At 63.8% G+C, this 21,993-nt stretch carries 20 protein-coding genes; 7 read left to right on the top strand and 13 right to left on the bottom strand.

Annotated features, from left to right (window positions below):
• The first annotated feature begins 1 nt into the window (after position 1).
• Positions 2–1,162 carry a M20 aminoacylase family protein gene (locus tag AC0CMF_RS05060; RefSeq protein WP_374628404.1) on the top strand — a complete coding sequence of 387 codons (1,161 nt, stop codon included), beginning with the start codon at positions 2–4 and terminating at the stop codon, positions 1,160–1,162.
• Between the two features lie 62 nt (positions 1,163–1,224).
• The gene (locus AC0CMF_RS05055) at positions 1,225–2,355 is read left to right on the top strand and encodes a M20/M25/M40 family metallo-hydrolase (RefSeq protein ID WP_374628403.1); all 1,131 of its coding nucleotides are present in this window, start codon (positions 1,225–1,227) and stop codon (positions 2,353–2,355) included.
• Between the two features lie 76 nt (positions 2,356–2,431).
• On the opposite strand, the gene AC0CMF_RS05050 is transcribed toward AC0CMF_RS05055, so the two are convergent.
• The 10 genes from AC0CMF_RS05050 to AC0CMF_RS05005 form a co-directional block, all read right to left on the bottom strand.
• Positions 2,432–3,205: a cyclase family protein gene (locus AC0CMF_RS05050; protein ID WP_374628402.1), complete on the bottom strand. Its 774-nt coding sequence runs from the start codon at positions 3,203–3,205 to the stop codon at positions 2,432–2,434.
• Complete coding sequence (locus tag AC0CMF_RS05045; protein ID WP_374628401.1) at positions 3,186–4,118, bottom strand: NAD-dependent epimerase/dehydratase family protein; 933 nt, start codon at positions 4,116–4,118, stop codon at positions 3,186–3,188. The genes AC0CMF_RS05050 and AC0CMF_RS05045 overlap by 20 nt, the downstream gene beginning before the upstream one ends.
• Complete coding sequence (locus tag AC0CMF_RS05040) at positions 4,118–5,095, bottom strand: fumarylacetoacetate hydrolase family protein (protein WP_374628400.1); 978 nt, start codon at positions 5,093–5,095, stop codon at positions 4,118–4,120. Before AC0CMF_RS05040 ends, AC0CMF_RS05045 begins: the two co-directional genes overlap by 1 nt.
• Before the next feature lie 41 nt (positions 5,096–5,136).
• Complete coding sequence (locus tag AC0CMF_RS05035) at positions 5,137–5,718, bottom strand: cupin domain-containing protein (protein ID WP_374628399.1); 582 nt, start codon at positions 5,716–5,718, stop codon at positions 5,137–5,139.
• Positions 5,715–6,833: an MFS transporter gene (locus AC0CMF_RS05030; protein WP_374628397.1), complete on the bottom strand. Its 1,119-nt coding sequence runs from the start codon at positions 6,831–6,833 to the stop codon at positions 5,715–5,717. The genes AC0CMF_RS05035 and AC0CMF_RS05030 overlap by 4 nt, the downstream gene beginning before the upstream one ends.
• Positions 6,834–6,908: 75 nt before the next feature.
• Positions 6,909–8,039, bottom strand: coding sequence for an FAD-dependent oxidoreductase (locus AC0CMF_RS05025; protein ID WP_374628396.1), 1,131 nt, complete (start codon positions 8,037–8,039; stop codon positions 6,909–6,911).
• Positions 8,036–8,404 carry a Rieske (2Fe-2S) protein gene (locus AC0CMF_RS05020; protein ID WP_050471724.1) on the bottom strand — a complete coding sequence of 123 codons (369 nt, stop codon included), beginning with the start codon at positions 8,402–8,404 and terminating at the stop codon, positions 8,036–8,038. Before AC0CMF_RS05020 ends, AC0CMF_RS05025 begins: the two co-directional genes overlap by 4 nt.
• A 12-nt stretch (positions 8,405–8,416) precedes the next feature.
• Positions 8,417–9,364 (bottom strand): VOC family protein, encoded by a 948-nt coding sequence (locus tag AC0CMF_RS05015; protein ID WP_374628395.1) that lies wholly within the window; start codon positions 9,362–9,364, stop codon positions 8,417–8,419.
• Between the two features lie 2 nt (positions 9,365–9,366).
• Positions 9,367–10,044, bottom strand: coding sequence for an EthD domain-containing protein (locus tag AC0CMF_RS05010; RefSeq protein WP_374628394.1), 678 nt, complete (start codon positions 10,042–10,044; stop codon positions 9,367–9,369).
• A 3-nt stretch (positions 10,045–10,047) separates the two neighbouring features.
• Positions 10,048–11,214 (bottom strand): alpha/beta hydrolase family protein, encoded by a 1,167-nt coding sequence (locus AC0CMF_RS05005; protein WP_472481104.1) that lies wholly within the window; start codon positions 11,212–11,214, stop codon positions 10,048–10,050.
• A 188-nt stretch (positions 11,215–11,402) separates the two neighbouring features.
• Here AC0CMF_RS05005 and AC0CMF_RS05000 point away from each other — a divergent pair, with 188 nt between their 5' ends.
• Both AC0CMF_RS05000 and AC0CMF_RS04995 read left to right on the top strand, forming a co-directional pair.
• Positions 11,403–12,314, top strand: a complete 912-nt coding sequence (locus AC0CMF_RS05000) for a LysR family transcriptional regulator (RefSeq protein ID WP_374628392.1) — start codon at positions 11,403–11,405, stop codon at positions 12,312–12,314.
• Positions 12,315–12,755: 441 nt separating this feature from the next.
• Positions 12,756–13,652, top strand: coding sequence for a SphA family protein (locus AC0CMF_RS04995; RefSeq protein ID WP_050471719.1), 897 nt, complete (start codon positions 12,756–12,758; stop codon positions 13,650–13,652).
• 62 nt (positions 13,653–13,714) lie between these two features.
• On the opposite strand, the gene AC0CMF_RS04990 is transcribed toward AC0CMF_RS04995, so the two are convergent.
• The 3 genes from AC0CMF_RS04990 to AC0CMF_RS04980 are packed head-to-tail and all read right to left on the bottom strand — an operon-like array spanning position 13,715 to position 18,660.
• Positions 13,715–14,437 (bottom strand): hypothetical protein, encoded by a 723-nt coding sequence (locus tag AC0CMF_RS04990; RefSeq protein ID WP_374628391.1) that lies wholly within the window; start codon positions 14,435–14,437, stop codon positions 13,715–13,717.
• Between the two features lie 39 nt (positions 14,438–14,476).
• Entirely contained in the window at positions 14,477–16,438 is a 1,962-nt protein-coding gene (locus tag AC0CMF_RS04985) for a CHASE2 domain-containing protein (RefSeq protein ID WP_374628390.1), read from the bottom strand.
• Positions 16,435–18,660 carry a caspase family protein gene (locus tag AC0CMF_RS04980; protein ID WP_374628389.1) on the bottom strand — a complete coding sequence of 742 codons (2,226 nt, stop codon included), beginning with the start codon at positions 18,658–18,660 and terminating at the stop codon, positions 16,435–16,437. Before AC0CMF_RS04980 ends, AC0CMF_RS04985 begins: the two co-directional genes overlap by 4 nt.
• 396 nt (positions 18,661–19,056) lie before the next feature.
• On the opposite strand from AC0CMF_RS04980, the gene AC0CMF_RS04975 reads away from it, so the two are divergent.
• The 3 genes from AC0CMF_RS04975 to AC0CMF_RS04965 all read left to right on the top strand — a co-directional run bounded on the left by AC0CMF_RS04975 (position 19,057) and on the right by AC0CMF_RS04965 (position 21,967).
• Positions 19,057–20,217, top strand: coding sequence for an ABC transporter ATP-binding protein (locus AC0CMF_RS04975; protein WP_374628388.1), 1,161 nt, complete (start codon positions 19,057–19,059; stop codon positions 20,215–20,217).
• A 74-nt stretch (positions 20,218–20,291) separates the two neighbouring features.
• The gene (locus AC0CMF_RS04970) at positions 20,292–21,146 is read left to right on the top strand and encodes a carbohydrate ABC transporter permease (protein ID WP_208982593.1); all 855 of its coding nucleotides are present in this window, start codon (positions 20,292–20,294) and stop codon (positions 21,144–21,146) included.
• Positions 21,146–21,967 (top strand): carbohydrate ABC transporter permease, encoded by an 822-nt coding sequence (locus AC0CMF_RS04965; RefSeq protein WP_058900027.1) that lies wholly within the window; start codon positions 21,146–21,148, stop codon positions 21,965–21,967. The genes AC0CMF_RS04970 and AC0CMF_RS04965 overlap by 1 nt, the downstream gene beginning before the upstream one ends.
• The last annotated feature ends 26 nt before the right edge of the window (positions 21,968–21,993 follow it).

Here is a 21,993-nt window from a genome sequence, read left to right as displayed (position 1 = left end):
CATGCCCGTCATCGAGAAAATCGCCGGTTATGCCAAGGAGCTGACGGCGCTGCGCCATGACTTCCACGCCCACCCGGAAATCGGCTTCGAAGAACAGCGCACGTCCGGCATTGTCGCCAGCCTGCTGGAGGAGTGGGGCCTTGAGGTGCACCGGGGCATCGGCCAGACCGGCGTCGTCGGCGTGCTGAAAGGGGCAAAGGGGGAGGGGCGGACCATTGGCCTGCGCGCCGACATGGATGCGCTGCCCATGGACGAGCACACCAACCTGCCGTTCCGCTCCACCCATCCGGGCAAGTTCCACGGCTGCGGTCATGACGGCCACACAACCATGCTGCTGGGTGCGGCGCGCTATCTCTCCGAGACGCGGGATTTTGCCGGAACTGTGGTCTTCATCTTCCAGCCGGCCGAAGAGGGGCTGGGCGGTGCAAGGGCCATGCTGGCAGACGGGCTGTTCGACCGGTTCCCTTGCGATGAAGTCTACGGCATGCACAACAACCCGCTTGCCGCACCGAACCGGGTGGCGGTGCGCCCCGGCGTTGCCATGGCCGGTTCCACTTTCTTCGACATCACCATTCAGGGCCGCGGCAGCCACGGCGCGGCACCGCATCACGCCAAGGACCCGATCATCGTCGCCACCTCGCTGGTGCAGAACCTGCAGAGCATTGTCAGCCGCAATGTGGAGCCGGTGCAGCCGGCGGTCCTGTCGGTGACGCAGATCCATTCCGGCACGGCCTATAACGTCATTCCTGATCACGCGGTCATCTCCGGCACGATCCGTTATTTCGACGATGGCGTGCGTGATCTCATTCATGAGCGGATCGAGGCCTTCTGTGCCGGTTATGCCACCAGCTTCGGCGTCACCATCACGCCGGAACTGCGGCCCGTGTTCTCCGTGCTGCGCAATGATCCGTCCCTGAGTGCGGCCTATCTGGAAGCGGCCGCCGAAATTGTCGGCGGTGATCTCGTCACCGATCAGGTGGATCTGGTGCCCGCGAGCGAAGACTTCGCCGACATGCTGCTGGCCGTGCCGGGGGCTTACTGCACCGTCGGCCACAGCGGCGGCGTGCCGGTGCACAATCCTGGCTTCGTGCTGGATGACACCATCCTGCCGGTCGGCGCCAGCATCTATGCCCGCATTGCCGAACGGCGGCTTGCGGCCTGATCTGGCGGCCTGACGCTCAGCCTCAACCTCATCCCTTCACGCAGAATCGCCGGGAGCAGGCCATGCGCTTCACGGACTTACCTTTCGATAGCAATGAAATGATCAAGGGCCTGCGCTCCTGGGTGGAATGCGAAAGCCCCACCCATGACGCGGCCGCCCTCAACCGGATGATGGATCTCGCCGCCTATGAATTGGCGGCGCTTGGCGCGGATATCGAGCGCATTCCGGGGCGGATGGGCTTCGGCGGCTCGCTGCGCGCCCGCCTGCCGCATCCGGACAAGGGCAAGCCCGGCATTCTCGTCAGCGGCCACATGGATACGGTGCATCCCGTTGGCACGCTGGAAAAGCTGCCGTTCCGCATCGACGGCAACCGGGCCTACGGGCCGGGCATCCAGGACATGAAGGGCGGCAATTACGTGGCCGTTGAGGCGCTGCGCCAGATCATCCGCGCCGGGCTCACCACGCCGCTGCCGGTGACGGTGCTCTTCACTCCCGATGAAGAGGTCGGCACGCCTTCAACACGTGATCTCATCGAGATGGAGGCCCTGCGAAACCGCTATGTGCTGGTGCCGGAACCGGCGCGGGAGGATGGCGGCTGCGTCACGGGCCGCTACGCCATTGCCCGTTTCAATCTGCGCACCATCGGCCGCCCCAGCCATGCGGGCTGGGCGCTGAAGGACGGGCGCTCGGCGATTGCCGCCATGGCCCGCAAGGTGCTGGAAATCGAGGCGATGACGGGCGAGGACTGCACCTTCAGCGTCGGCATCGTCCGGGGCGGGGAGTGGGTCAACTGCGTCTCGTCCCTCTGCGAGGGGCAGGTGCTGTCCATGGCCAAGCGGCAGGCGGACCTTGATGCGGGCGTGGAGCGGATGCTGGCACTCAATGATGACAGCGGCGACGTGATCATCGAGGTGACACGCGGCGTCACCCGGCCTGTTTGGGAGCCGGATTCAGGCACGCTGGCGCTCTATGAAATTGGCAGGGAACTGGCCGCAGAAGTGGGCTTCGAGATGAGCCATGCCAGTGCGGGCGGCGGGTCGGATGGCAATTTCACCGGCGCTCTCGGCATCCCGACGCTGGACTCCATCGGTGTGCGTGGTGCCGGGCTGCATACGCTCAATGAGCATATCCTGATCGACAGCCTCGCCGAGCGTGCCAAGCTCTGCGCCGGCCTGTTCCTGCGGTTGTCCTGACAGCCGCGTTCCCGGCGGGCAAGCCCGCCGGGGCATCAACTGTCAGCAGAAGTCTGGCATCAGTGAAAGTCTGGCATCAATTGAAGATGGCGACCGCACGGCACCAGCCGGCGGAGCCTCCCCGGATCTTTACCGGCAGGCAGGAGACGGTGAAGCCGGAGGCGGGCAGTTCTTCCAGCCGTGTCAGCTTTTCCATATGCATGAAGATGCCTTCCCGTCCGGCCTTGTGCCCTTCCCAGATGAGGCCCGCGTCGCGGGTCTCGGCAAAGCGCTTGGCGGTAACGGGGAAGGGGGCATCCCAGGACCAGGCATCGGTACCGGCAATGTGCACGCCCCGTTCCATCAGCCAGAGCGTGGCTTCCCGGCCGATGCCGCATCCGCGCCCGAGATAGGCCGGTGTGCCATAGGCGGCACCGGCAGCGGTGTTGATCAGAACGATATCAAAGGGCTGCAACTCGTGGCCGCTGGCCTTCACAGCAGCTTCCATGTCGGCTGCGGTGGCAACGTATCCGTCGGGCAGATGCCTGAGGTCCAGCTTCACGCCGGGGCGGATGCACCAGTCGAGCGGCACTTCCTCGATGGTCCAGGCCCGCTCGCCCTTGTTCATGGTCGAGGCAAAATGCCATGGGGCATCGAGATGGGTGCCTGCATGGGCGCTGAGGGTGATCTGCTCCACGGCCCAGCCCTCGCCGCCGGGAACCTCGCTGATGTCGAGGCCGGGGAAGAAGCGTTTCACCTCTTCGGCGCCCGCAGTGTGGTCCGTGTAGGTGATCTTCGGGCCAAGACCCGGCGGGTCGGCGGGCACATCGTTTTCGATGGCAACGGACAGGTCAACGATCTTCATCGGCAACTCCTGAAAGTGCGGCTCTGGCGAGAGCTTCCGGGGTTTCTGCTGGCGCAAAGCCAAGGGAGAGGGCGCGGCTGGCATCGAGCGGCGGCATGGCGCCGAAGATGCGGCGCAAGGTCTCGTTGTCTCCCCAGTGGGTACCGGATGGCTTGCCGGTAACCCGTGCTGCGGCCTCTGCCACCTCCTGCACCGTGGCGTGCAGGGCCGGGGGCTGGATCACGCTGGCGCTGCCTGCGGGAAGGCTTGCCGCACGGATCATCACACTGACAGCTGCCTCGCGTGACATCCACCAGCAGGTGCTGCTGCCGGGGACCGGGCAGTTCCAGTCTTCGCCCGCGCTGGCGTGGTGGAACAGCAGGCTCATGAAAGCCGAGCCATGGCCGCTTTCCTGCTTGGGCCTTGCGACGATCCCCGGAAGGCGCAGGCTGACGGCGGAAAGCTCTCCCCGCCGCGTCAGGTCGCTGAGCAGGATCTCCGTCATCAGCTTGTGCGCGCCATAGGTCAGCGCTGGCGCGGTTGCGGTGTTTTCGTTCACCGGCGCGCCGCCGGTCTGCCCGTAAACGGCAATGGACGACGCGAAGACGAACCGGGCACCGGGAGAAGCCTTCGCCACGCCACGGGCCAGAGCAATGGGCGCGAGAAGGTTGACCCGGTTGCCAGCCTCCGGTTCCTGCTCGGCGGCAGAGCCGGGAATGCTGGCCAGATGGAAGACGAGATCAAAGCCGGGGGCCAGCAGGTCATCGAGAAAAGCGGGATCGGAAAGGTCTCCGGGCTTGCTCAACGCGCCTGCAGGCACCGTGGCCACCTGTGCGCGGTCGGTCAGGGTCAGGGAGGACACTCCCTTGAGGCTTTGGGCAGCACGGGCCGCCAGCCCGCGCCCGAGAAAGCCGCTGGCGCCGGTGATGAGAACACGCATCAGGCCTTCACCGCTTGCTGATCAATGATGCCAAAGGGGCTGGACCCATCCGGCAGGCGGGCTTCCAGGCGCACCTTGTCTCCGAAGGAGAGGAAGGGGGTGCGTGCCGCGCCTTCGTCCAGCATCTCGATCACCCGGATCTCGGAAATGCAGGAAGAGCCAGCGGCCCTGTCCTCGTTGGAAACCGTGCCGGAGCCCAGAATGGTGCCTGCCGTCAGGCGCCGGGTTTTCGTGCAATGCGCAATCAATTCGGCGAAGGAGAAGTGCATCTCCCGGCCATTCGCCCGGCCCACTTCACGGCCGTTGATTTCCACGAAAAGCTGCAGGTTCACGCGGCCATCGTGCCAGTGCGGTGCGATTTCATCCGGCGTCACGGCAACCGGCGCAAAGGAGGTGGAGGGCTTGGCCTGCAGGAAGCCGAAACCGGCACGCATCTCGCGCGGGCCGGCGGCGCGCAGCGACCAGTCGTTGATCTGCACCAGCAGCCGCACGTGATCGAGCGCCTTCTCCGCGCTTGTGCCCATGGGCACATCGGACAGGATCACGCCGAATTCGCCTTCCATGTCGATGCACAGCGCCTCGTCCGGGAATTCGACCGGTGCCAGCGGCCCCCGGAAGTCATCGCTCGCGCCCTGATAGACCAGGGGAATGGTTTCGAAATCCGGGTTGGGCGGATTGTTGAAAGCCTTGTCCATCAGCCGCCCGTGATTGAGGAAAGCGGATGCGTCCAGCCACTGCGGTGCACGCGGCAGCGGCGCGAGGCAGCGCTCGGGGGTGAAGGGCGTGGCAAAGGGCTCATCCCCTGCGTTCAGCCGGTCATAGGCCAGCGCCAGAAGGGGGGCAGCCTTGTCCCAGTACTCAAGGGCTGCGAGCATCGACGCGGCTATGCCTGTGGCCGGAAGGGCCCGTTTCAGATCTCTTGAAACGATCCAGAGCTGACCGTCCCGGGTGCCGTCATGATAGGTTGCGAGCTTCATTCTGGTCTCTCTCTTGGTTCAGGGAAGAGCGCGGGGAATTGTCACTTGTCCTTGAGGCTTTCCGCGAGCGCAGGATCATAGGTTCCTCCGATCAGCACGAACAGCATCCGGCAGACCTTGCCCGACCGGTTGGCCCAGGCATGGTTGGTTCCACGCTGGATGACCACGGTTCCCGGCTTCAGACCCGCTTCGCCATCATCGACGATCAATGTCAGTTCGCCGTCAATGACAATGCCGTAGTCGATGGACTCTGTCCTGTGCATCAGAGGATGGGGCGAATCCTGCCGCACGGTGGAGGCGGCCTTGTCGCCGAGCTGCTCGAAGGCATTGTCCATCACGGCTGCCCCGGTCTTGAGGAAATCCTCCGTGTCCGGCGGGATGTCGACAAAGCGGATCCGGGTGCCGTGCGGCGGTGGCGGCAGGGTGAGGGGGCCTAGTGTCGGGTCTTCACCGTTCGAAACAGGGGCAGGCGAGCTCGTTGTAGCCCAGACCTCGTGAAATACGGTTCCGGGGATGGCCGCAATTTCGACCACGGTTGGCAGGGGGCCATTCTGGGTGATGATGGCGCGTCCATCTTCCGTGTGGCCGGTGACGATACGGGTGATCGGGGGAAGGTTCGTCATGCTGCTTTTGCCTTGGTGAAGAAGAGGATGGAAAGAATGCTGACTGCGATGGCAGCAATGCCGAGTGCCTCGTAGCCGAAATTGCCGCCCAGAACGCCGCCGGCCACCGGGCCAAGGGCCGCGCCGACCATGAGCATGGCGGGGGTTGCGGCGACGGCGCGGCCCGTCGGATCAAGCTGCGCCAGCCGTCCGAAAGCGAAGGTGTGGGTGAAGATCTGCACCGCCACGAAAACGGCAGCCGCAGGTGCCCAGACTTCAAGCGCCGTTGCCCATGTGACGATGATGGCCAGCACGGCCTGAACCGCAGGGCCAGCCTGGGTGACCAGCGTTGCCGGAACGCGTGTCTGCAGGAACACGGCAAGCGGTGAGGGCACGATGAAGTTGACAAAGCCGAGGGCAATCAGCACGCCAAGCACGCTTTCGGCGGAAAAGCCGCGTGATTTGCCGATGACTTCCACGAAGGAGAAGACCATGGCCTGATTGAAGGTCATCAGGCTGATCCCGAAAATGGAAAGCCAGATGGCGCGGCTGAAGGGAACGGCTGCCTGCTCTTCGATCCTGTCCGGGTTGCGGAACATGAGCGCGCAGCTGAGCGCCGCGAATGCCATGATGCCGCCGAAAACCTGAAACAGGACCGGCCCGCCTCTGGCGATGAGCAACTGCGGGATGCCGGCCAGCAGAATGATGGCAAAGAGGCCAAGGGCGATGCCTGCCATGGCGATAAGCCGGTGCGGATTGGCCGTCCGGCCCATGGTGCCATGCACCATCGACAGGGCCATGCCGACGGCAATGCCCGAGATTATATGGAGGATGGCAAGCGGCACGAAGCCGGTCTGGAGCGAGGCCAGAAAGAACGCAGCGGCAGCTACACCAAACCCGGCCACGGTTACAAGGCGCTGATTGAAGGTGTTGAAGCGCGGTGCGCAGAACATGCTGGCACCGACTGCGCCCAGAAGGAACAAGGTGGCCAGAGCGCCTGCCTCCTGCGGGCTGAAGCCATAGCGCTCGACAAGCGCGCCCACCCAGACGGGCAGGGCGATCAGATCGAGCATTCCCGAGAAATGACCTATCACCAGCGCGGCCACAGCGGCCGCGCCAAACTTCTGTCCAGACATATTCCCCTCCACATTTGGCAGACCCGCCGCACCCGCTCCGTCCATTCCTCCGGGCGCGGCAGATCAATCAGTCATTCAGATGGCTTCTGTCAGCGTCTTCATGGAAACCTGCATGATGGCGGCATGCTCCTCACGGCTGCCGCCATTGACCTCGATATCGGCGAGGCGGCCCGAGTTCTCGACCACCATCCGGCACCGCTCCCAGCGCCGGTCCTCAAAGGCGGTGAGGGAGGCTGACAGGTCTTCGCCCTGAGCGATTTCCTCGGCCAGCACCATGGCATCCTCGATGCCGATGCAGGCGCCTGCGGCCAGATGCGGCGTGGTTGCGTGAACGGCATCGCCGATCAGCACCGTGCGGCCTCTGTGCCAGGGGCGGGGCAGCAGAAGCTGCTCCAGCGGCCGGTAGATGATCTGGTTTTCGTCCGACAGTTCGGCAGCAACCTTGCGCAGGATGGGGGAAGCGAACTGCTCCAGCAGAGCGCGCAATGTGGCGGTGAAGGTTTCCGCCGGAACATGCGTGTTCGCCGGGCGGTCTTCGGTGAGGAAGAGATAGACCGTGTCCTTTGTCACCCGGTTCATCCCCGCCTTCAGCTTCGGTCCCATCCACATGGTCACCGTCTCGATGCCTTCCGGACAGGGCAGTACCGCACGCCAGACAGCCTGGCCGATGAACCGGGGGCGTGGCGCATCCGGGAATACGGTCTGCCGGGTGGCCGAGTAAAGACCATCGGCACCGATGACCAGATCATAACGGTCCGAACTGCCATCGGTGAAGGTAACGGTGACGCCTTCGGCATCCTCGGAAATGTCCGTGAATGTGATGCCGAGGCGCACATTGGTGGTGGAAGCCCGCACCGCTTCGGACAGGATCCTTGCCAGCGCCGGACGCATGATGGCGCCGCCACCGGGGATCTCCGGTCCTGCCACGCGCGGTGTCGGAATGCGGGCTACAACCGCGTCATCGGGGCCGCGCATCTGCACGCCATCCGTCGCAAAGCCCTCTTCAAGGAACCGGTCCAGCAGGCCGAGCTGGTTCAGGACGCGCAGGGTGGAGCCATGCAGGCTGATGCCTGCGCCATAGGACCGCCAGCCTGCATCGATTTCCACGAGGTCAACCGCCAGCCCGTTGCGCGACAATTGCAGGGCTGCGGTCATGCCGGAAAAGCCGCCACCGACGACAAGCGCCTTCTTGATGCCCGAATTCATTCTGCTTTCTCCTCCCGCAGGTCCTCGGCGAAAATCTCCCCCGCCGGGGTCACTGCGATGCTTACCGGTGTCAGCTGCTGCCCAAGGCAGGGGCCGATCACGCATTCTCCCGTATCCATATCAAACAGCGCGCCGTGAGAGTGGCACGCCAGATGTGTTCCCTCGCCATTCAGATAGGCGTCGGTCTTCCATGCCATCGGCGTGCCGGTGGAGTAATGCGGGCAGGAATCGAGCCATGCGCGCAATGCCCCCTGATGGCGCAGAACGATGATCTTGCGCCGGTAGCTGCCGAGAGGGCCGAAGCCTTTGGCTTCTCCCTCTGCGATCTCCTCTTCCCGGCACAGGAACAGACCTCCCGTCATCATCCCGGCCGCCTGTCAGGGCTTGCCTGCGCCGGGGGGCGGGCCCATGGGTGCCCACTTCTCGCGCATCTCGAACAGGATGATCTGCGAGGCTTCCGCGCTCATCGGCGTCTCACGTGCGACCCAGGTGTCGTCGTGCTTGTCCATGTCGGCGTCATATTCGAAATGGCAGCCGAGGGGGCTGTTGAAATACCAGAACCAGTTCGATCCGAACTTGTGGCGTCCGGGCCCCCAGAAGCTCTGGTATCCCTTCTTGACGAAGCGTGTGCCGGCCACCATCAGCTCGGTCGGTCCACCCATATGGAAAGCGAGATGCTCGCAGCCCTTCATGTAGTCCGGGGTACGGATGAAGAAGAGCGTGTGGTGATCGTCATTCGCCTTCGGGCGCATGAAGGGGCCAGCACCCGACAGAATGTCGGTGATGACGAAGCCGAGGCGGTTGCCGTAGAAGCCGGTGGCAATATCGATATCCGGCACGAAAAGCACCACGTGGCTGAGCGAGCGCGGCAGGGCCGGCATCTCTTCCCAGACGCCGATTTCGTTCGGCTTGCGCTGGGCGGGGGCACCGGGGGCGTTGATCTTCTCGGCCGGCATGTTCAGCGTCCGGCGCATGGTGACCTGGAACTTCAGCTCGAAGCCATGGTCATCCTTCGTCTCGATGGATCCGTCCGCCAGCCGGGTGACGCGGCGGTCCTTCGACAGTTCCGCCTCGATGGCGTCGATGTCTTCGGCTGCGCAGACGCCGTAAACCTGCTGGCGCAGCATGTTGGCCGTCGGCAGCGGCGGGGGCAGGGACGGGTCATCCTTGTGGCGGATGATGATGCCTGTGCCATCCAGCGCCTCGAACAGGCCGCCTTGCGCGGTTACATCGACGGGCCTCAGTCCGAAGGCAGTCAGATATTCGCTGCAGGCGGCGACATCACTGACGCCAAAAACGAGAAAATCGGGGCCGATGATGTTCATGATCAGATCTGTCCTGTGGTGGCCTGAGTGCTGCCTGCGTGAAGAATGAACTCGCGGGCAACAGTCAGGGTGAATGTTCCGGTTTGCGGGCGGATCACATCGCGGCAGGTCTGCGCGAGATCGATGGCGTCTTCCTCGCTGGCGAGCCAGAATTCTTCAATGACCTGAACCGGTACGGGAACGAGAGCGCTGTTGCGGCAGTGGCCCTGCAACTGCTGCCTGCACTTTGCAATGGCGGTGGCGAGCCCCTTGTTATCGGGCGCTGTTCCGTGCCAGGCGAGGAAGACCTTGAAGGCAGTCCCGTTCTCTTGCACCGGAATGCAAATCTCTTCGGCACAAGGCATTCCGAAGACGGTGTCCGTGTCCACCATAAGCGGCTCGTCGGGCTTCAGGTGAGTGTTGTAGAACTCCGTCTCCCGCGAGGCCTTGAGCGATGCAAGGTCAGGTGCCCAGACTTCCGTCACGAAATCGAGGCCCATGGCGAAGGCGGGCGGCATGCTGGCGCCGCCCGGATAAATGCCGTCAAAGGTATGGTTCTGGACGTAGCGTCGCGGTGCCTGGTCCGGGAAGGCTGCGATGTAGTCCAGCACCAGGCGTCCATGAATGTCCTTCATGTGTTCGCGGTGTTCTGCAAGGGTCAGATCCTTGCGCCTGCGTCCGCAGATCATCATCTTGATCATGGTTCAGCTCCCCGAAGCGGTGCGCCCGCCAAGCGTTTCTGCGACCCAGTCGGCGATATAGGCTCCGGCATTGGCGAAATTGTCGAAGCTGGAATGCTGCACACCGCCGGTGCGCTCGTCGAAGATCTTCAGCTCGCGCTTCGGGCTGTTGACCAGCTGGTTGAAGGTCTCATGCGCCCAGTGCAGCGGGATCTGGCTGTCCTTTTCGCCATGGGTGACGAGAAAGGGCACGCGGATACGGTCAAGGATGCCATTGAGATGGACGTTTTCGGCAATTGCCATGAACTCGTCCATGTCCTTCGCGCCCCAGACCCACATGACGTGGCCCCAGTAGTGGGGAACGGGGAGGTTCCCCTCTTTGGCAAGGCGTTTCTTCTGTACGTCGCGCCAGTCATGATTGGCGCCCCAGACGACGCCGCAGGCAAAGCGGGGCTCGAAGGCGACGGCGCGCGGGCAGTAATAGCCGCCGAGCGAAACGCCTTCCATGCCGATGCGCTTCGGGTCGATCTCCCCTTGCGTCTCCAGCCAGTCAACGACGCGTGAGGCCCAGTGCTCGCTGTCGAAACGGGCGGTCAGGCCTTGCAGGCGCAGGGCTTCGCCGGTGCCGGGCTGATCGACGATCAGCGAGGCAACGCCGCGCTTTGCAAGCCATGCGGGCAGGCCGACGAGGAATTTCATTTCCTTGGTGCTGTCGAGGCCATTGACCTGAACCAGCAGCGGGGCAGGGCCGGATACGCCTTCGGCAGGGACGTAAAGCGCCGAAAGATGCGTTCCCTCATAGGGGATTTCCACCCGGCGGCAGATGGAGCCCGACAGTTTCAGGCCTTTTTCGAATGTTGCGAGAAACCGCTGGTAGAGCGCCACCCGGCCTTCCGAGCCGTGAGCCAGAAGGCGCTCGGCGGTCAGCATGTAATTGGCGGCCCGGATCAGCTTTTCACCGGCGGAAATGAGACGGCCAGCCGCCTCGTCCTCATCCGCCAGGGACACAAGCTTGTCCGCCATGCGGATCCATGTTTCGCGGAAAGCCTGGGTTCCGGCTGCATCGGGTGCCTTGGCTGCGTCCTGCAGCGGCGCGCACATTTCCTCGATCTCACCCATCCGGGCGCCCATTTCGATCGACAGGTTGACCGAGAGGTTCCAGGGATAGTTGGATGGAAAATACTTGAACATCTGCTCTCCTCACATGGCAGCACGTCTTGCGGTGCCTGCCCACGGGAGATGCCTTGCGCCGCGCTGGTACCGTCCGTCCGCGCTGCGTTGCCTCCTCCCGTCATCTGGCTTAGCGGAGAGAAATGCGTTTACAAAATTGCTTTGATGAATGATTTATATTGATGAAATGAATACCAAGGGAGGGGTATGTGCGTTTCAAAAATCTTGATCTCAATCTTTTGGCGGCGCTCGACACGCTGATCCGGGTGCGCAATGTCAGCCGGGCGGCGGAAGAAATGTTCATCACCCAGTCCGCCATGAGTAACGCACTGGGCCGCTTGCGGGATTATTTCGATGATCCGCTGCTGATCCAGGTTGGCCGGACAATGGAGCTGTCACCGCTGGCTGTCTCGCTGGAGCAGCCCTTGCGCGATATCATCGTACGCATCGAGGCAGCAGTGGTGGCCACCCCGTCCTTTGAGCCGCAGGACAGCACCCGCAGCATCAATCTGGTTGTTTCAGATTACACCCTGCACACCATCATGCCGGCTTTCATCAAGCGTATGGCATACCTTGCGCCGTCGATGCAGTTTCACTTCAAGCCGCAGCAGAACTTTCCGCATGTGCTGCTGGAGCGTGGGGAGGCAGATCTGCTGGTGGCTCCGGCTGCCTTCTGTTCATCCAGTCACCCCGCAGAGGCGCTTTACAGCGAGCCTCTCTGTTGTGTGGTCAGTGAGGACCTGCCGCCGGTGGAGGGGGCCATTTCAATGGAGATGTTTCAGTCCTTGGGGCATGTGGTCATGCAGCCGCCCAACGGAGGGGTGAGCTTTGCGCAGATGGTCTGTGGCCAACTGGGGCTGACATTCCGCATTGATGTCACGACCTTTGCCTTCAGTTCCCTGCCGCCACTGGTGCGCGGAACGCAAAGGATGGCACTGGTGCAGAGAAGTCTGGCCGAGCGCATGTGCAGACTGGGCGGCATCAGGATCGCCGCACTGCCCTTTGATCTGCCGCTGCTGGAACAGTCCGTCCAGTGGCACAGCTACCGCAGCCGGGATCCGGCGCTGGTCTGGGTGCGTGAACAACTGGCAGCCGCTACCCGCGAGGTACATGGGGCCTGAGCACTTCCGGCGCGTGATGCGTCAGCCTCCCGGAGTCAAACATGAGGAGGCCGTGCCGGACTGAATAGATCGGCGCCCAAGTATTTCCTGGATAAATACGTTCTATTCCGAATGATAATTTTACAGAGTTCATAGCTGCCGCTAGTGAACGATTGGGCGCCTGCAGGACCTCATGGGAGGCGTGAAACCTGCGGGCCGGAATGCCGGGGCGGTTCTGACCGATGTCAGGGCGGCGTTGGGGAGGGGCAATTCTTTGGATCAATGCCGGAGGCCAGCAGGTTTCCGGATTTCAGTCTGCCGTGATCAGCGGCGGCAACGGCATCTTATTGCCGTCATCTGACGATCCAGCGCGGGCCCTGGCAGATGCAGGGCCGGCCATCTGCCGTCCTCTCCACACTCCCGGCATTCAGTGCAGCTTTGCGTCCATGTGAGGAGGATGGAATGAAAAAGACTGGTATCGCGGGCCGTTCCCTGTTCGGTATGATGATGATTGCACTTGCGGTTGGGGAGGCAGGTGCCGCTGAAAATGGCAATACGCAATATTCGCCTGGTTCGGCGCAGTTTTTTGCAGCTGGAATTCCGCCATTTCCGGGGCTTTATTTCCTGTCACAGACAAGCTACTTCCATTCGGACCGGCTTAACAACGGCAGCGGCGACAAGATTCCGATCGATTTCAAGGTCAGCGCAATCGCCGAAACCATGCGCTTCCTTTATGTCAGCAATCTGGATATTGGCGGTGCCAAGGTCTGGGGGCAGGTCGTGGTGCCGCTCGTCAATCTCGACATGACGCTTCCCATTGGCAATGACACGCGCTTCGGCCTTGCGGATGTTTCCGGAACTCTTGGTCTGGTCTGGCATAAGGACAAGCATTCGTTTGTGGCCGGTGTCGATGTTGCCGCTCCAACCGGGCTTTACGACTCGTCCAAGTTCGCCAATATCGGCGTCAATCACTGGTCCGTCCAGCCGACCCTTGGCTATCATTACACCGATCCGCAGGGCCTCGAAGTTGCCTCGACGTTGAGGTTCATTTTCAACACCGAGAACAACGATACGAAGTACACGTCCGGCAACGAGATGGTCATCGATTATGCCGTCGGCTGGAATTTCGACAAGCTGAAGATCGGTGCCGTAGGTTACTACCTGCAGCAGCTGACCGATGACAGTGGCCCGACGGCCGCAGCAGACGGGCATCGTGGCAAGGGCTTTGCGATTGGTCCGTCAGTGACCTACGCCTTCAACCCCGGTCTGCAGTTCAGCGGTTCCTGGCAGCATGATGTCATTGCCGAGAACCGGGCGCAGGGCGACACGTTCTGGTTCAACTTTGCCACCAAGTTCTGATTGCACGCAGCTGCAGACAATTTTCGACAAGAATGCCGGGCCTCAGTGCCCGGCATTTTGCCTCACTCCAGTGGCTCTCCGCCGTGGACGCGGGAGATGAGTGCGGACGCCTGGCGGGTGCAGCCGCTGTCGAGCAGCCAGCCGAGCACGGCACCGGGATAGGCATCTTCCAGATCCTGCGGCAGCACCTTGAGGCCGAACTTGCGCAAGGCGGAGCCAGCCGAAAGCGCCAGCGCGCCGTCGATCACGGGGAATGTGGCAGGGGCGGTGAATGTGTGGCTGCCGGCTGGCCAGTTGAGGTCTGACGCCTTGCCGGCTTCATTGCGCAGGGTAACGGTCAGGGCCTCTGCCGCGTCCCGCCTCCAGAACGTCAGTTCATCCTTGCGGGTGCAGCGTTCGCCGGAGCTGTCGATGCTGACGAGCCAGATGCCCGGCTGCTCCGGCAGGCTGCTGTCCGTCTTGCGCGAGGCGCCGAGCACTTCCGATGTCTGGCCGCCAGCGCCAAGGAACTTGCGCACCGCATCCCAGCCGCTGAAGGGGCGCTCCACCGGCGGGGCGGCATCCAGCTTGCCGTCAAAGGGACCGTCGATCCGTTTCATTTCACCGGACTGGAAAAGAACGGTGAGTTTTGCGCCATCAGGCAGTTTCAGGTTGGAGCCCTCGGCAATGCGGTCGCCCGGCTTCAGGCTGGCGGGGCCGCTGGCGGCAACCACAATCATGTCCGCCAGCGCTGGCGCTGCGGTTGCCCCGCTCAACAAGGCCGCGATCATCATCTGCCGGAACATGCCGAACCTCATCCTGCTCTCGATCCATCCAGGCACGGGCTATTTGCCGCCCAGAACGATCTGTGTACCCGTTTCACCTTGCCCGAGGCGCGCCAGATGCAGGCGCGAGGGGCCGTCATCGCCGCGCAGGCGCAGCACCGTTTCAAATCCCTGCCGCGCCGCCTCCGCATCTTCTTGCTGCAGCAAGACGAAAGCAGCGGCATAGGCCGCCATCCACTCCGCTCCGGCCTCTGCCTCACTCAAAGGCTCGACGCAGGGCAAGGGTTCCGCGCGGCCCTTCACCACCAGATCGCCAATGCGCCGGTATGTCATGCCCGGCGCGTGGGCGGCGGCAGCGGCGCTGACGCAGATGCGCGTGCCCAGATATTTGTTGGCGCCTTCCAGCCGGGCGGCGGTGTTCACCGTGTCACCGATGCCTGTATAATCGAAAAACCGGCTACCGCCAAAATTACCGACCACAGCCTCACCCCGGTGCAGGCCGATGCGGGTGACGCCGAGCGGAATGCCCTCCGCCGCCATCTCCTTGCGGAAGCCCTCGCAGAAGGCATCCACCGCCAGCGCCAGCTTCACGGCCTTGAGACTCTGCTCCGGGTCTTCCTCCGGTGCGCCGAAGAAGCCGACCACGGCATCGCCGATGAGCTTGTCGATGGTGGCGCCGTGGCTGACGAAGAGGTCGCACATGCGGTCCAGATAGCGGTTGAGGATCGCGGCCACCTGATCCGCCGTCAGCTGCTCCGACAGGGTGGTGAAGCCTTCCAGATCCGTGAACACATAGGTGACCGTGCGCTTTTCCCCGCCAAGCGCAAGGCTGAGCCGTCCCGAAGTCAGCCGCTGCACCACCTGTGGGCTGACATAGCGGGAGAAGGCGGTGTTGAGAAACGCCCGCTCCGACCGGTCGATACGCCAGCGGAACAGGGCGAGCAGCAGCGCGGCGGCAATCGCGGCGGCAGGCGGAGTGAGCACCGGCAGCTGCAGGATCTGCAAGCGTAACAGCAGCGCAGACACGGCAAGGCAGGCAAATGCGGTGAGGCCAAGCACGAGGAAGAAGCGGCCCGGCTTCTGTGTCAGGGTGAAGCCGGTGACGGTGGCGACCGCCGCAAGGGCTGCCAGCATGAGGCCGAATTCCAGCGGCAGGGCAGGCAGGCTGCGGCCTTCCAGCACCTGTGCCAGAATATGCGCGTGGATGGCGATGCCCGGCACGGTGCCGCCTTCGGTGCCGGCTAGGGACACCATCGGCGCCGGATGCTGGTCGAGATGCGGCAGGTCCGTGCCGATCAGCAGGTATTTCCCGGCAAGCCACTCATCCGGCAGCAGTGCAGCGGTGTGGGCCGGATATTGCGGAAAGGCGGTGAGGCCGGGGCCTTGCGGCGCCTGATAGAGAATGCGCCCACTTGGGGTTGGTGCCTTGGCAGAAGCTCCGGCCAGCGCTGCGGTAAAGGTGGTGATCGGCGCGCCGTCCCGGTCCTGCGGGAAGGGCAGATGCCGCACGATGCCATCTGAATCATCGCGCTGCAGCACGATGGAGCCATGGCCGCGCCCGCTGACCGAATTTCCGAGATAAAGCCGCTGCTGCGGCGTCAGGTCGTTGAGGTCGCTGGCGACGGCGAGGATCACCGGGCTTGACGCTTCGTCGATCGCCGCCAGCAGATCGGCGTCCTTCACCGGGTCGCTCGGGCCGTCGAACAGAATGTCGATGCCGATGGCCTTGGGGCCGGTGGCGCTGATGCGCCGGATCAGGGCCGCGAGAAAGCCCCGGTCGATGGGCGAGCGGTAGGGAAAGGCGGCCAGCGTTTCCTCGGTGATGGTGAGGATGACGATATCCTCGCGCCGTTCCGCTGCGGTTCCGCCACCGGCAAACAGGATCACATCGCCAAGGCGCGGCTCCAGCCTTGTGGCGACGGGCAACACCAGAATGAGCGCAAGGCAGGCGGCCAGAACCGGCGCCAGCCTGCGCTGCAATGGGCCCGCAAGCGCGGGTTTGCTGGCGCGGCCCATGGTCATCTGGGGGCGTCGAAGCGGCGCACGTCCGAGCGGGTGCCGTCCCTGTAGGTCAGTTGCACGGTGATGTAGGCGGTGCTGCGCGGCACCTGCAGATAGACATCCGATCCTGGCCCGGAGCGGGGCACGGCATGGGGATTGTCCGGGTCACAGGGGCCGGTGTCGAAGGCCGTGTCCGGCTCGTCCTTGTTGATGCCGTAGCGCACACCGGACAGCGCGCAGCGGTAGCTGATCAGATGGGTGAAATAGGCCAGCTGCTCCCGCCCGCCGCCGAAGGAGATCCAGCTGTTCCAGAAGCGCTCGAGAATGTCCTTCTGCCCGGCAATCAGCGCCATGTCCGGATCGAAATGCAGCGTATAGGGCCCCTGCGTCTCGCCGCGCAGGTTGGTGTATTGCACCTCGATCTCCATGGCGGACGCCGAGCCCGGCAGCTCGAAGCCGGGATAGGGCAGGGGCTGGCCGGTGGCCGGGTCCATCGCTCCGCTCATGACGCCGGTGGAGCGGAACTCGCCGCCCGGCAGGCGCACGAAGATCTCTCGCGCCTTGTCGGCGATGGAGAGCGTCATCAGCCAGCCCTGATTGCTGCGGGTGGCGGACAGCTGCAGCGGATTGGCCATGGCCTCATCGCTCATGGCCGAAAGCGCGGCCAGGCGGCTGCGGGCATCCTCCAGCCAGCTGGTGGCCATCTGCTGGTCGATGAAATAGCGCAGCACCTTGCCTTGATCCGCCGCCTCGACGAAACGGGTCAGCAGATCCTTTTCCCTCGTCTTGTCGGCCAGCGACTGCTGGCCGAGGCGGCTCTGCGAATAATCGAGGCTGAGCTCGTAGAGCGCCGGGCCGAAATCCGGATAGGCCTCGATGAAGCTGCCCAGCCGGCGCACCCGTTCGTCCCGCTCTTCCAGCAGGATCGCAGCAAACAACGTTGCCGGATCGCGCCGCCCGGCGGAAAGCGCACGGTAGACTTCACGGGCTCCGGCGCGGCCCTCCTGCACCTTCAGCACAGCCTGAAACCGCAGGTGCGGATCGATCTGCGGTTCGCCGAAGGCGAAATATTTCAGATAATCCTGCCGCGCGCCGGGGTAATCGCCCTTCAGCTCGCGCAGGCGGGCGTTGGCGTAGAATTCATGCGGGCGCTGCGGATTTTCCACCAGCAGCGAGCGGCTTTGCAGGGCGGCAAAAAGCTGCTCGATCTGCCCGGTGTCTGCCGCAGGCAGGCTGGCAAGGCGCATGCGGGCCAGCTCGGCAAAGGCACCAGCGGGAAAGCGCTCCAGATAGGCTTCATAATCAGAAGAGGTGCGGCTGTCCTTCACGCCGTTCCAGAACACCAGTTCCTGCTGCAGCGCCTCGGCGGTGGCCGCAGGGGCAGGACCGGCGCCCGCTGCATCCGCGCTGTCTGCGGTGGGCATCAGGATGATGTCGGTGGTGAGCGAAGAGTGGTCCCACGGCACCTGCGCCCCGTCCGTTGCCGTCACCACATCCTGCCGCACGCGCTTGAACACGGTTTCGATGCTGGCGCCGGGCACCAGAAGCTCCCGGGCAATGGCCGCCGAATAGGGGCTGTTGAGCCCCTGGCCGTCCGCTGCCGTGCTGCCGGGAGCCGTTGCAAAGGAAATGAAACTGCCGCGCGGCGTGCCCGTCAGCAGCGTCAGCCCGCCCGCGCTGCCGCCTGCAGAGCGGGTCAGCGCCGTGTTGCGGCAGGCATCGAGGATGATGATGTTCGGCCCGTCATGGGCCTCTTCCACCGCCGCCAGCACCCAGTCCACCGGCAGCGCCTCGAACTCGGCATCCACTTCCTCGCGCAGGTCCGCGCCGAGCGGGGCCAGATAATTGCGCCCGCCGGCGGCAAAGCCGTGGCCGGAGTAATAGACCGCTGCCAGCGTGTCGGAGGGTGCGGCCTTGAGCCTTGCCGTGAAGTCGCGCACCGCCGCCTTCATGGCACGCAGATCCGCATCCATCACCAGCGTCACCTCAAAGCCTGCGGCCTTGAGGCTGCCGGAAATCAGCGCCGCATCATTGGCCGGGTTTTTCAGGGCGGGCAGGGCAGGGCTGTCATAGGCGGCATTGCCGATCACCAGCGCGAGGCGGCTGGCCGTGTCTTGCGCACGTGCCGGAGCCACCGCACCCAGCAGCACGAGGCAGAGAACCAGAACGGCCATCATCATCGCAGGCACCAGTCTGGCGGGCTCTGCCATCATCTTCCGCGACCCGCTGTCAGCTTGTCTCATCGTCTGTCCTGCCCGGAATGATGCCCGAAATGGCGCCCGTGTTGCTGCCTTCTGGATAATCCGCCGGGAGCAGCAAAGGCAACCGGCGGGCAATGATCTTACAGCAACCTGTCTTGCAAGGTGTGCTGCCTGTCACGGACTGCCGCCCTCATCCTCCGCCTTGCACAGATTCAGCCGGGTTACGTTAGCAGTCAGATGGTGTCAGGTTTTTATGCCGTCTAAGAAAGCAATCGAAGGTGCGTAAAGCCATAACTCCTGCTTATCCCTATGATCAATCCTGATTACATGCGGATAAAATCTCTGATTAAATTTGCTTAAGTCATCAAAAGGTCAGCAAGGCTTCGTCAATCTGTCATATGGAGACTTGCATATGCGCCCCTGAACAGGGAGCGCAGGATGTCGCCGCAAGCAGTCGAACTTTCCGGAATCCGCAAGACCTTTGGCAGCGAAAGCGTGCTCAAGGGCATCGATCTGTCCATCCGTCCGGGTGAATTTCTCTCGCTGGTCGGCTCCTCCGGCTGTGGCAAGTCCACGCTGCTGCGGGTCATCGCCGGGCTGGAGACGCCGGATCAGGGAAAGGTGAATATCGGCGGTTCGGATGTGACCGGCATGGACCCGAGCGACCGGAACCTTGCCATGGTGTTCCAGTCCTACGCGCTCTATCCGCACATGAGCGTGCGCCAGAACATCGCCACCCCGTTGCGCATGCGCCGTCTGCCCGCTTCCGCCCGCCTGCCGCTGGTGGGCCGCCTGATGGCGCCGAAGGCGCGGCTTGCCGAAATCTCCGCCGCTGTCGAGGACGCCGCCGAAACCCTGCAGATCGGCCATCTGCTGGACCGCAGGCCCGCCCAGCTTTCCGGCGGCCAGCGCCAGCGTGTGGCGCTGGCCCGGGCGCTGGTGCGCTCTCCTTCGGCCTTCCTGATGGATGAGCCGCTGTCGAACCTCGACGCCAAGCTGCGCGCCCACATGCGCGAGGAACTGGCCGCCCTGCACCGGCGGCTGGGCGCGACCTTCATCTATGTCACCCATGACCAGATCGAAGCCATGACCATGTCGGACCGCATCGCGCTGATGTCGGAAGGGCGGATCGAGCAGCTGGGCACGCCGGATGAGCTCTACCGCCGCCCGGCGACGCTGACCGTCGCCCGCTTCATCGGCATGCCGGCGATCAACCTTCTGCCGGCCGAAATCACGGCCGAAGGCCGCGTGCATGCGCTGGGGCAGGATCTGGGCCTGCAGGTGGCCGCACAAGGGGCGGAAACCGCCACCATCGGCCTGCGCCCCGAAGATTTGGTGCCCGTGGATCTGGAACCTGCATCGGAGGGTCTTTCCGTCCGCGTGCTGCGGGCCGAGATGCATGGCGCCGACCGCTATGTCAGCTGCGCGCTTGCTGGCCACGATGATCTCGTCCTGACCTTCCGCCAGTCCGCCGCCGTGCCGCTGGCCGTCTCTGCGGAAGGCACGCTGAACCTCGCTTTCGCGCCGGAGCGGCTGCATGTCTTCGGTGCCGATGGCCAGCGCAGGGAAACCGCAACGCAGGGGAGGGCGGCCGCATGAGCGTGACCAGCCTCGGCCTTGAGACCGGAGAGGCAGCGCCCGTGCCGCGCCGCCGTACCCGCCGTGAACGGCAGATGATGATGCGCGGGCTGATGTTTGCCGCCCCCGCCAGCCTGCTGCTGCTCGGCATCTACATTCTGCCCGTCATCATCCTCGCCGGATTTTCCGTCACGGATTACCGGCTGGGCGCGCTGTCGCTTCATTTCATTGGCCTTGATAATTTTGCACAGGCCTTCTCCGATCAGGTGTTCATGCGGGCGCTGCGCAACACCGCGCTTTATGCGGCGCTGGTCATCCCCTTCGGCGTCGGCCTGGGACTTGGTGCGGCGCTGCTGGTCAATGCCCGCAAGCGCAGCCGCAGCTTCTGGGAAGTCGCCTATTTCCTGCCCGTCACGGCAACGCTCGTCGCCATGGCCACCGTCTGGCAGTTCCTGCTGCATCCTTCCATCGGCCCGGTGAATGCTGCCATCAAGTGGCTGGGCTTTTCGCCCGTGTCCTTCCTCTCCGATCCGGCGCTGCTGATCCCGTCCATGGCGATCATCGGCATCTGGCAGGTGCTGGGCTTCAACATGGTGCTGTTTCTGGCCGGTCTCACCGCCATTCCGCAGGACCTTTACGAGGCCGCAAGGCTGGACGGCGCCCGCTCGCCGCTGGACCGGTTCCTCACCGTCACCTGGCCGATGCTGGGGCCGACCACGCTTTTCGTCGTGGTCACCACCTCCATCTCCGCCTTCAAGGTGTTCGAGACGGTGGCCGTGCTGACCAAGGGGCGCTTCGGCTCCGAAACGCTGCTCTTCGCGCTCTATCTGGAAGGCTTTGAATATTCCAACACCGGCTATGCCGCCGCGCTGACGCTGATCTTCCTTGCAATCGTGCTGGTGCTGTCCATCGGGCAGACGGTGCACATGGACCGGAAGGTGCATTACTGATGGCCGCTCTCCGCCGCTTTGCCCCGCATCTGGTTCTGGCCCTTGGCGCGGCCTTCATGCTGCTGCCGTTCTACTGGATGCTGCTGACCTCCATCCGCCCGCCTGCAGAGATCTTCAACGTCTCGCTCTGGCCGTTTCCGGACCAGTTCGACGGGGCGGAGAACTACTCCCGCGCCGCCAGCCAGGTGCCCATGGCGCGCTTCATGCTGAATGGCGCCATCGTCTGCGGCGGCATCCTGATCGTGCAGATCCTGACGGCGGTGCCTGCGGCCTATGCGCTGGCCAAGCTCCGCTTTCCCGGCCGCCGCCTGCTGCTCGGCCTCGTCATCGCCGCGCTGTGCGTGCCCATTCAGGCGCTGGCCCTGCCGCTCTTCGTCGGCCTTGCCTGGACGAAGATGCTCAACACCTACTTTGCGATGATGCTGCCGTTCTTCCTGTCGGTCTTCGCCATCTTCCTCTTCCACCAGTCCTTCCGCAGCTATCCGGACGAAATCATCGAGGCCGCCCGCATGGATGGCTTTTCGGAGATGGAAATCTGCTGGGGTCTGGTGCTGCGCGGCTCGCTGCCCTCGCTTGCCGCCTTCTCGGTCTTTTCCATCGTCGCCCACTGGAACGACCTCTACTGGCCGATGATCGTCGTCACCGACGTCAATCTCGCCCCGCCGCCGCTCGGCATGCTGTTCTTCGCCGATGCGGAGACGGGCGCCAACTACGGCGCGCTGATGGCCGGTGCCACCCTCATCACCGCACCCATGGTGCTGTGCTTCCTCCTTGCCCGCCGCCATTTCATCGCGGGCATCACCATGACCGGTGTCAAATGACCCGGCCGTTCTCCTCCTCCCAACCG

The sequence above is a fragment of the Pannonibacter sp. CBAS1226 genome (assembly GCF_055685825.1).
The sequence above is the reverse complement of the archived record's forward strand: the minus strand, read 5'-3'. Positions and strand labels throughout refer to the sequence as shown.

Bases quoted from the DNA above. Each gene is read 5' to 3' on its own strand.
- AC0CMF_RS05005 (WP_472481104.1), bottom strand. From the start codon at position 11,214: ATGTTCAAGTATTTTCCATCCAACTATCCCTGGAACCTCTCGGTCAAC.
- AC0CMF_RS05040 (WP_374628400.1), bottom strand. From the start codon at position 5,095: ATGAAGCTCGCAACCTATCATGACGGCACCCGGGACGGTCAGCTCTGG.
- AC0CMF_RS05055 (WP_374628403.1), top strand. From the start codon at position 1,225: ATGCGCTTCACGGACTTACCTTTCGATAGCAATGAAATGATCAAGGGC.
- AC0CMF_RS05030 (WP_374628397.1), bottom strand. From the start codon at position 6,833: ATGTCTGGACAGAAGTTTGGCGCGGCCGCTGTGGCCGCGCTGGTGATA.
- AC0CMF_RS04990 (WP_374628391.1), bottom strand. From the start codon at position 14,437: ATGTTCCGGCAGATGATGATCGCGGCCTTGTTGAGCGGGGCAACCGCA.
- AC0CMF_RS04975 (WP_374628388.1), top strand. From the start codon at position 19,057: ATGTCGCCGCAAGCAGTCGAACTTTCCGGAATCCGCAAGACCTTTGGC.
- AC0CMF_RS05035 (WP_374628399.1), bottom strand. From the start codon at position 5,718: ATGACGAACCTTCCCCCGATCACCCGTATCGTCACCGGCCACACGGAA.
- AC0CMF_RS05045 (WP_374628401.1), bottom strand. From the start codon at position 4,118: ATGCGTGTTCTCATCACCGGCGCCAGCGGCTTTCTCGGGCGCGGGCTG.
- AC0CMF_RS04965 (WP_058900027.1), top strand. From the start codon at position 21,146: ATGGCCGCTCTCCGCCGCTTTGCCCCGCATCTGGTTCTGGCCCTTGGC.
- AC0CMF_RS04970 (WP_208982593.1), top strand. From the start codon at position 20,292: ATGATGATGCGCGGGCTGATGTTTGCCGCCCCCGCCAGCCTGCTGCTG.
- AC0CMF_RS04985 (WP_374628390.1), bottom strand. From the start codon at position 16,438: ATGACCATGGGCCGCGCCAGCAAACCCGCGCTTGCGGGCCCATTGCAG.
- AC0CMF_RS05010 (WP_374628394.1), bottom strand. From the start codon at position 10,044: ATGATCAAGATGATGATCTGCGGACGCAGGCGCAAGGATCTGACCCTT.
- AC0CMF_RS05025 (WP_374628396.1), bottom strand. From the start codon at position 8,039: ATGAATTCGGGCATCAAGAAGGCGCTTGTCGTCGGTGGCGGCTTTTCC.
- AC0CMF_RS04995 (WP_050471719.1), top strand. From the start codon at position 12,756: ATGAAAAAGACTGGTATCGCGGGCCGTTCCCTGTTCGGTATGATGATG.
- AC0CMF_RS05060 (WP_374628404.1), top strand. From the start codon at position 2: ATGCCCGTCATCGAGAAAATCGCCGGTTATGCCAAGGAGCTGACGGCG.
- AC0CMF_RS05015 (WP_374628395.1), bottom strand. From the start codon at position 9,364: ATGAACATCATCGGCCCCGATTTTCTCGTTTTTGGCGTCAGTGATGTC.
- AC0CMF_RS04980 (WP_374628389.1), bottom strand. From the start codon at position 18,660: ATGAGACAAGCTGACAGCGGGTCGCGGAAGATGATGGCAGAGCCCGCC.
- AC0CMF_RS05020 (WP_050471724.1), bottom strand. From the start codon at position 8,404: ATGATGACGGGAGGTCTGTTCCTGTGCCGGGAAGAGGAGATCGCAGAG.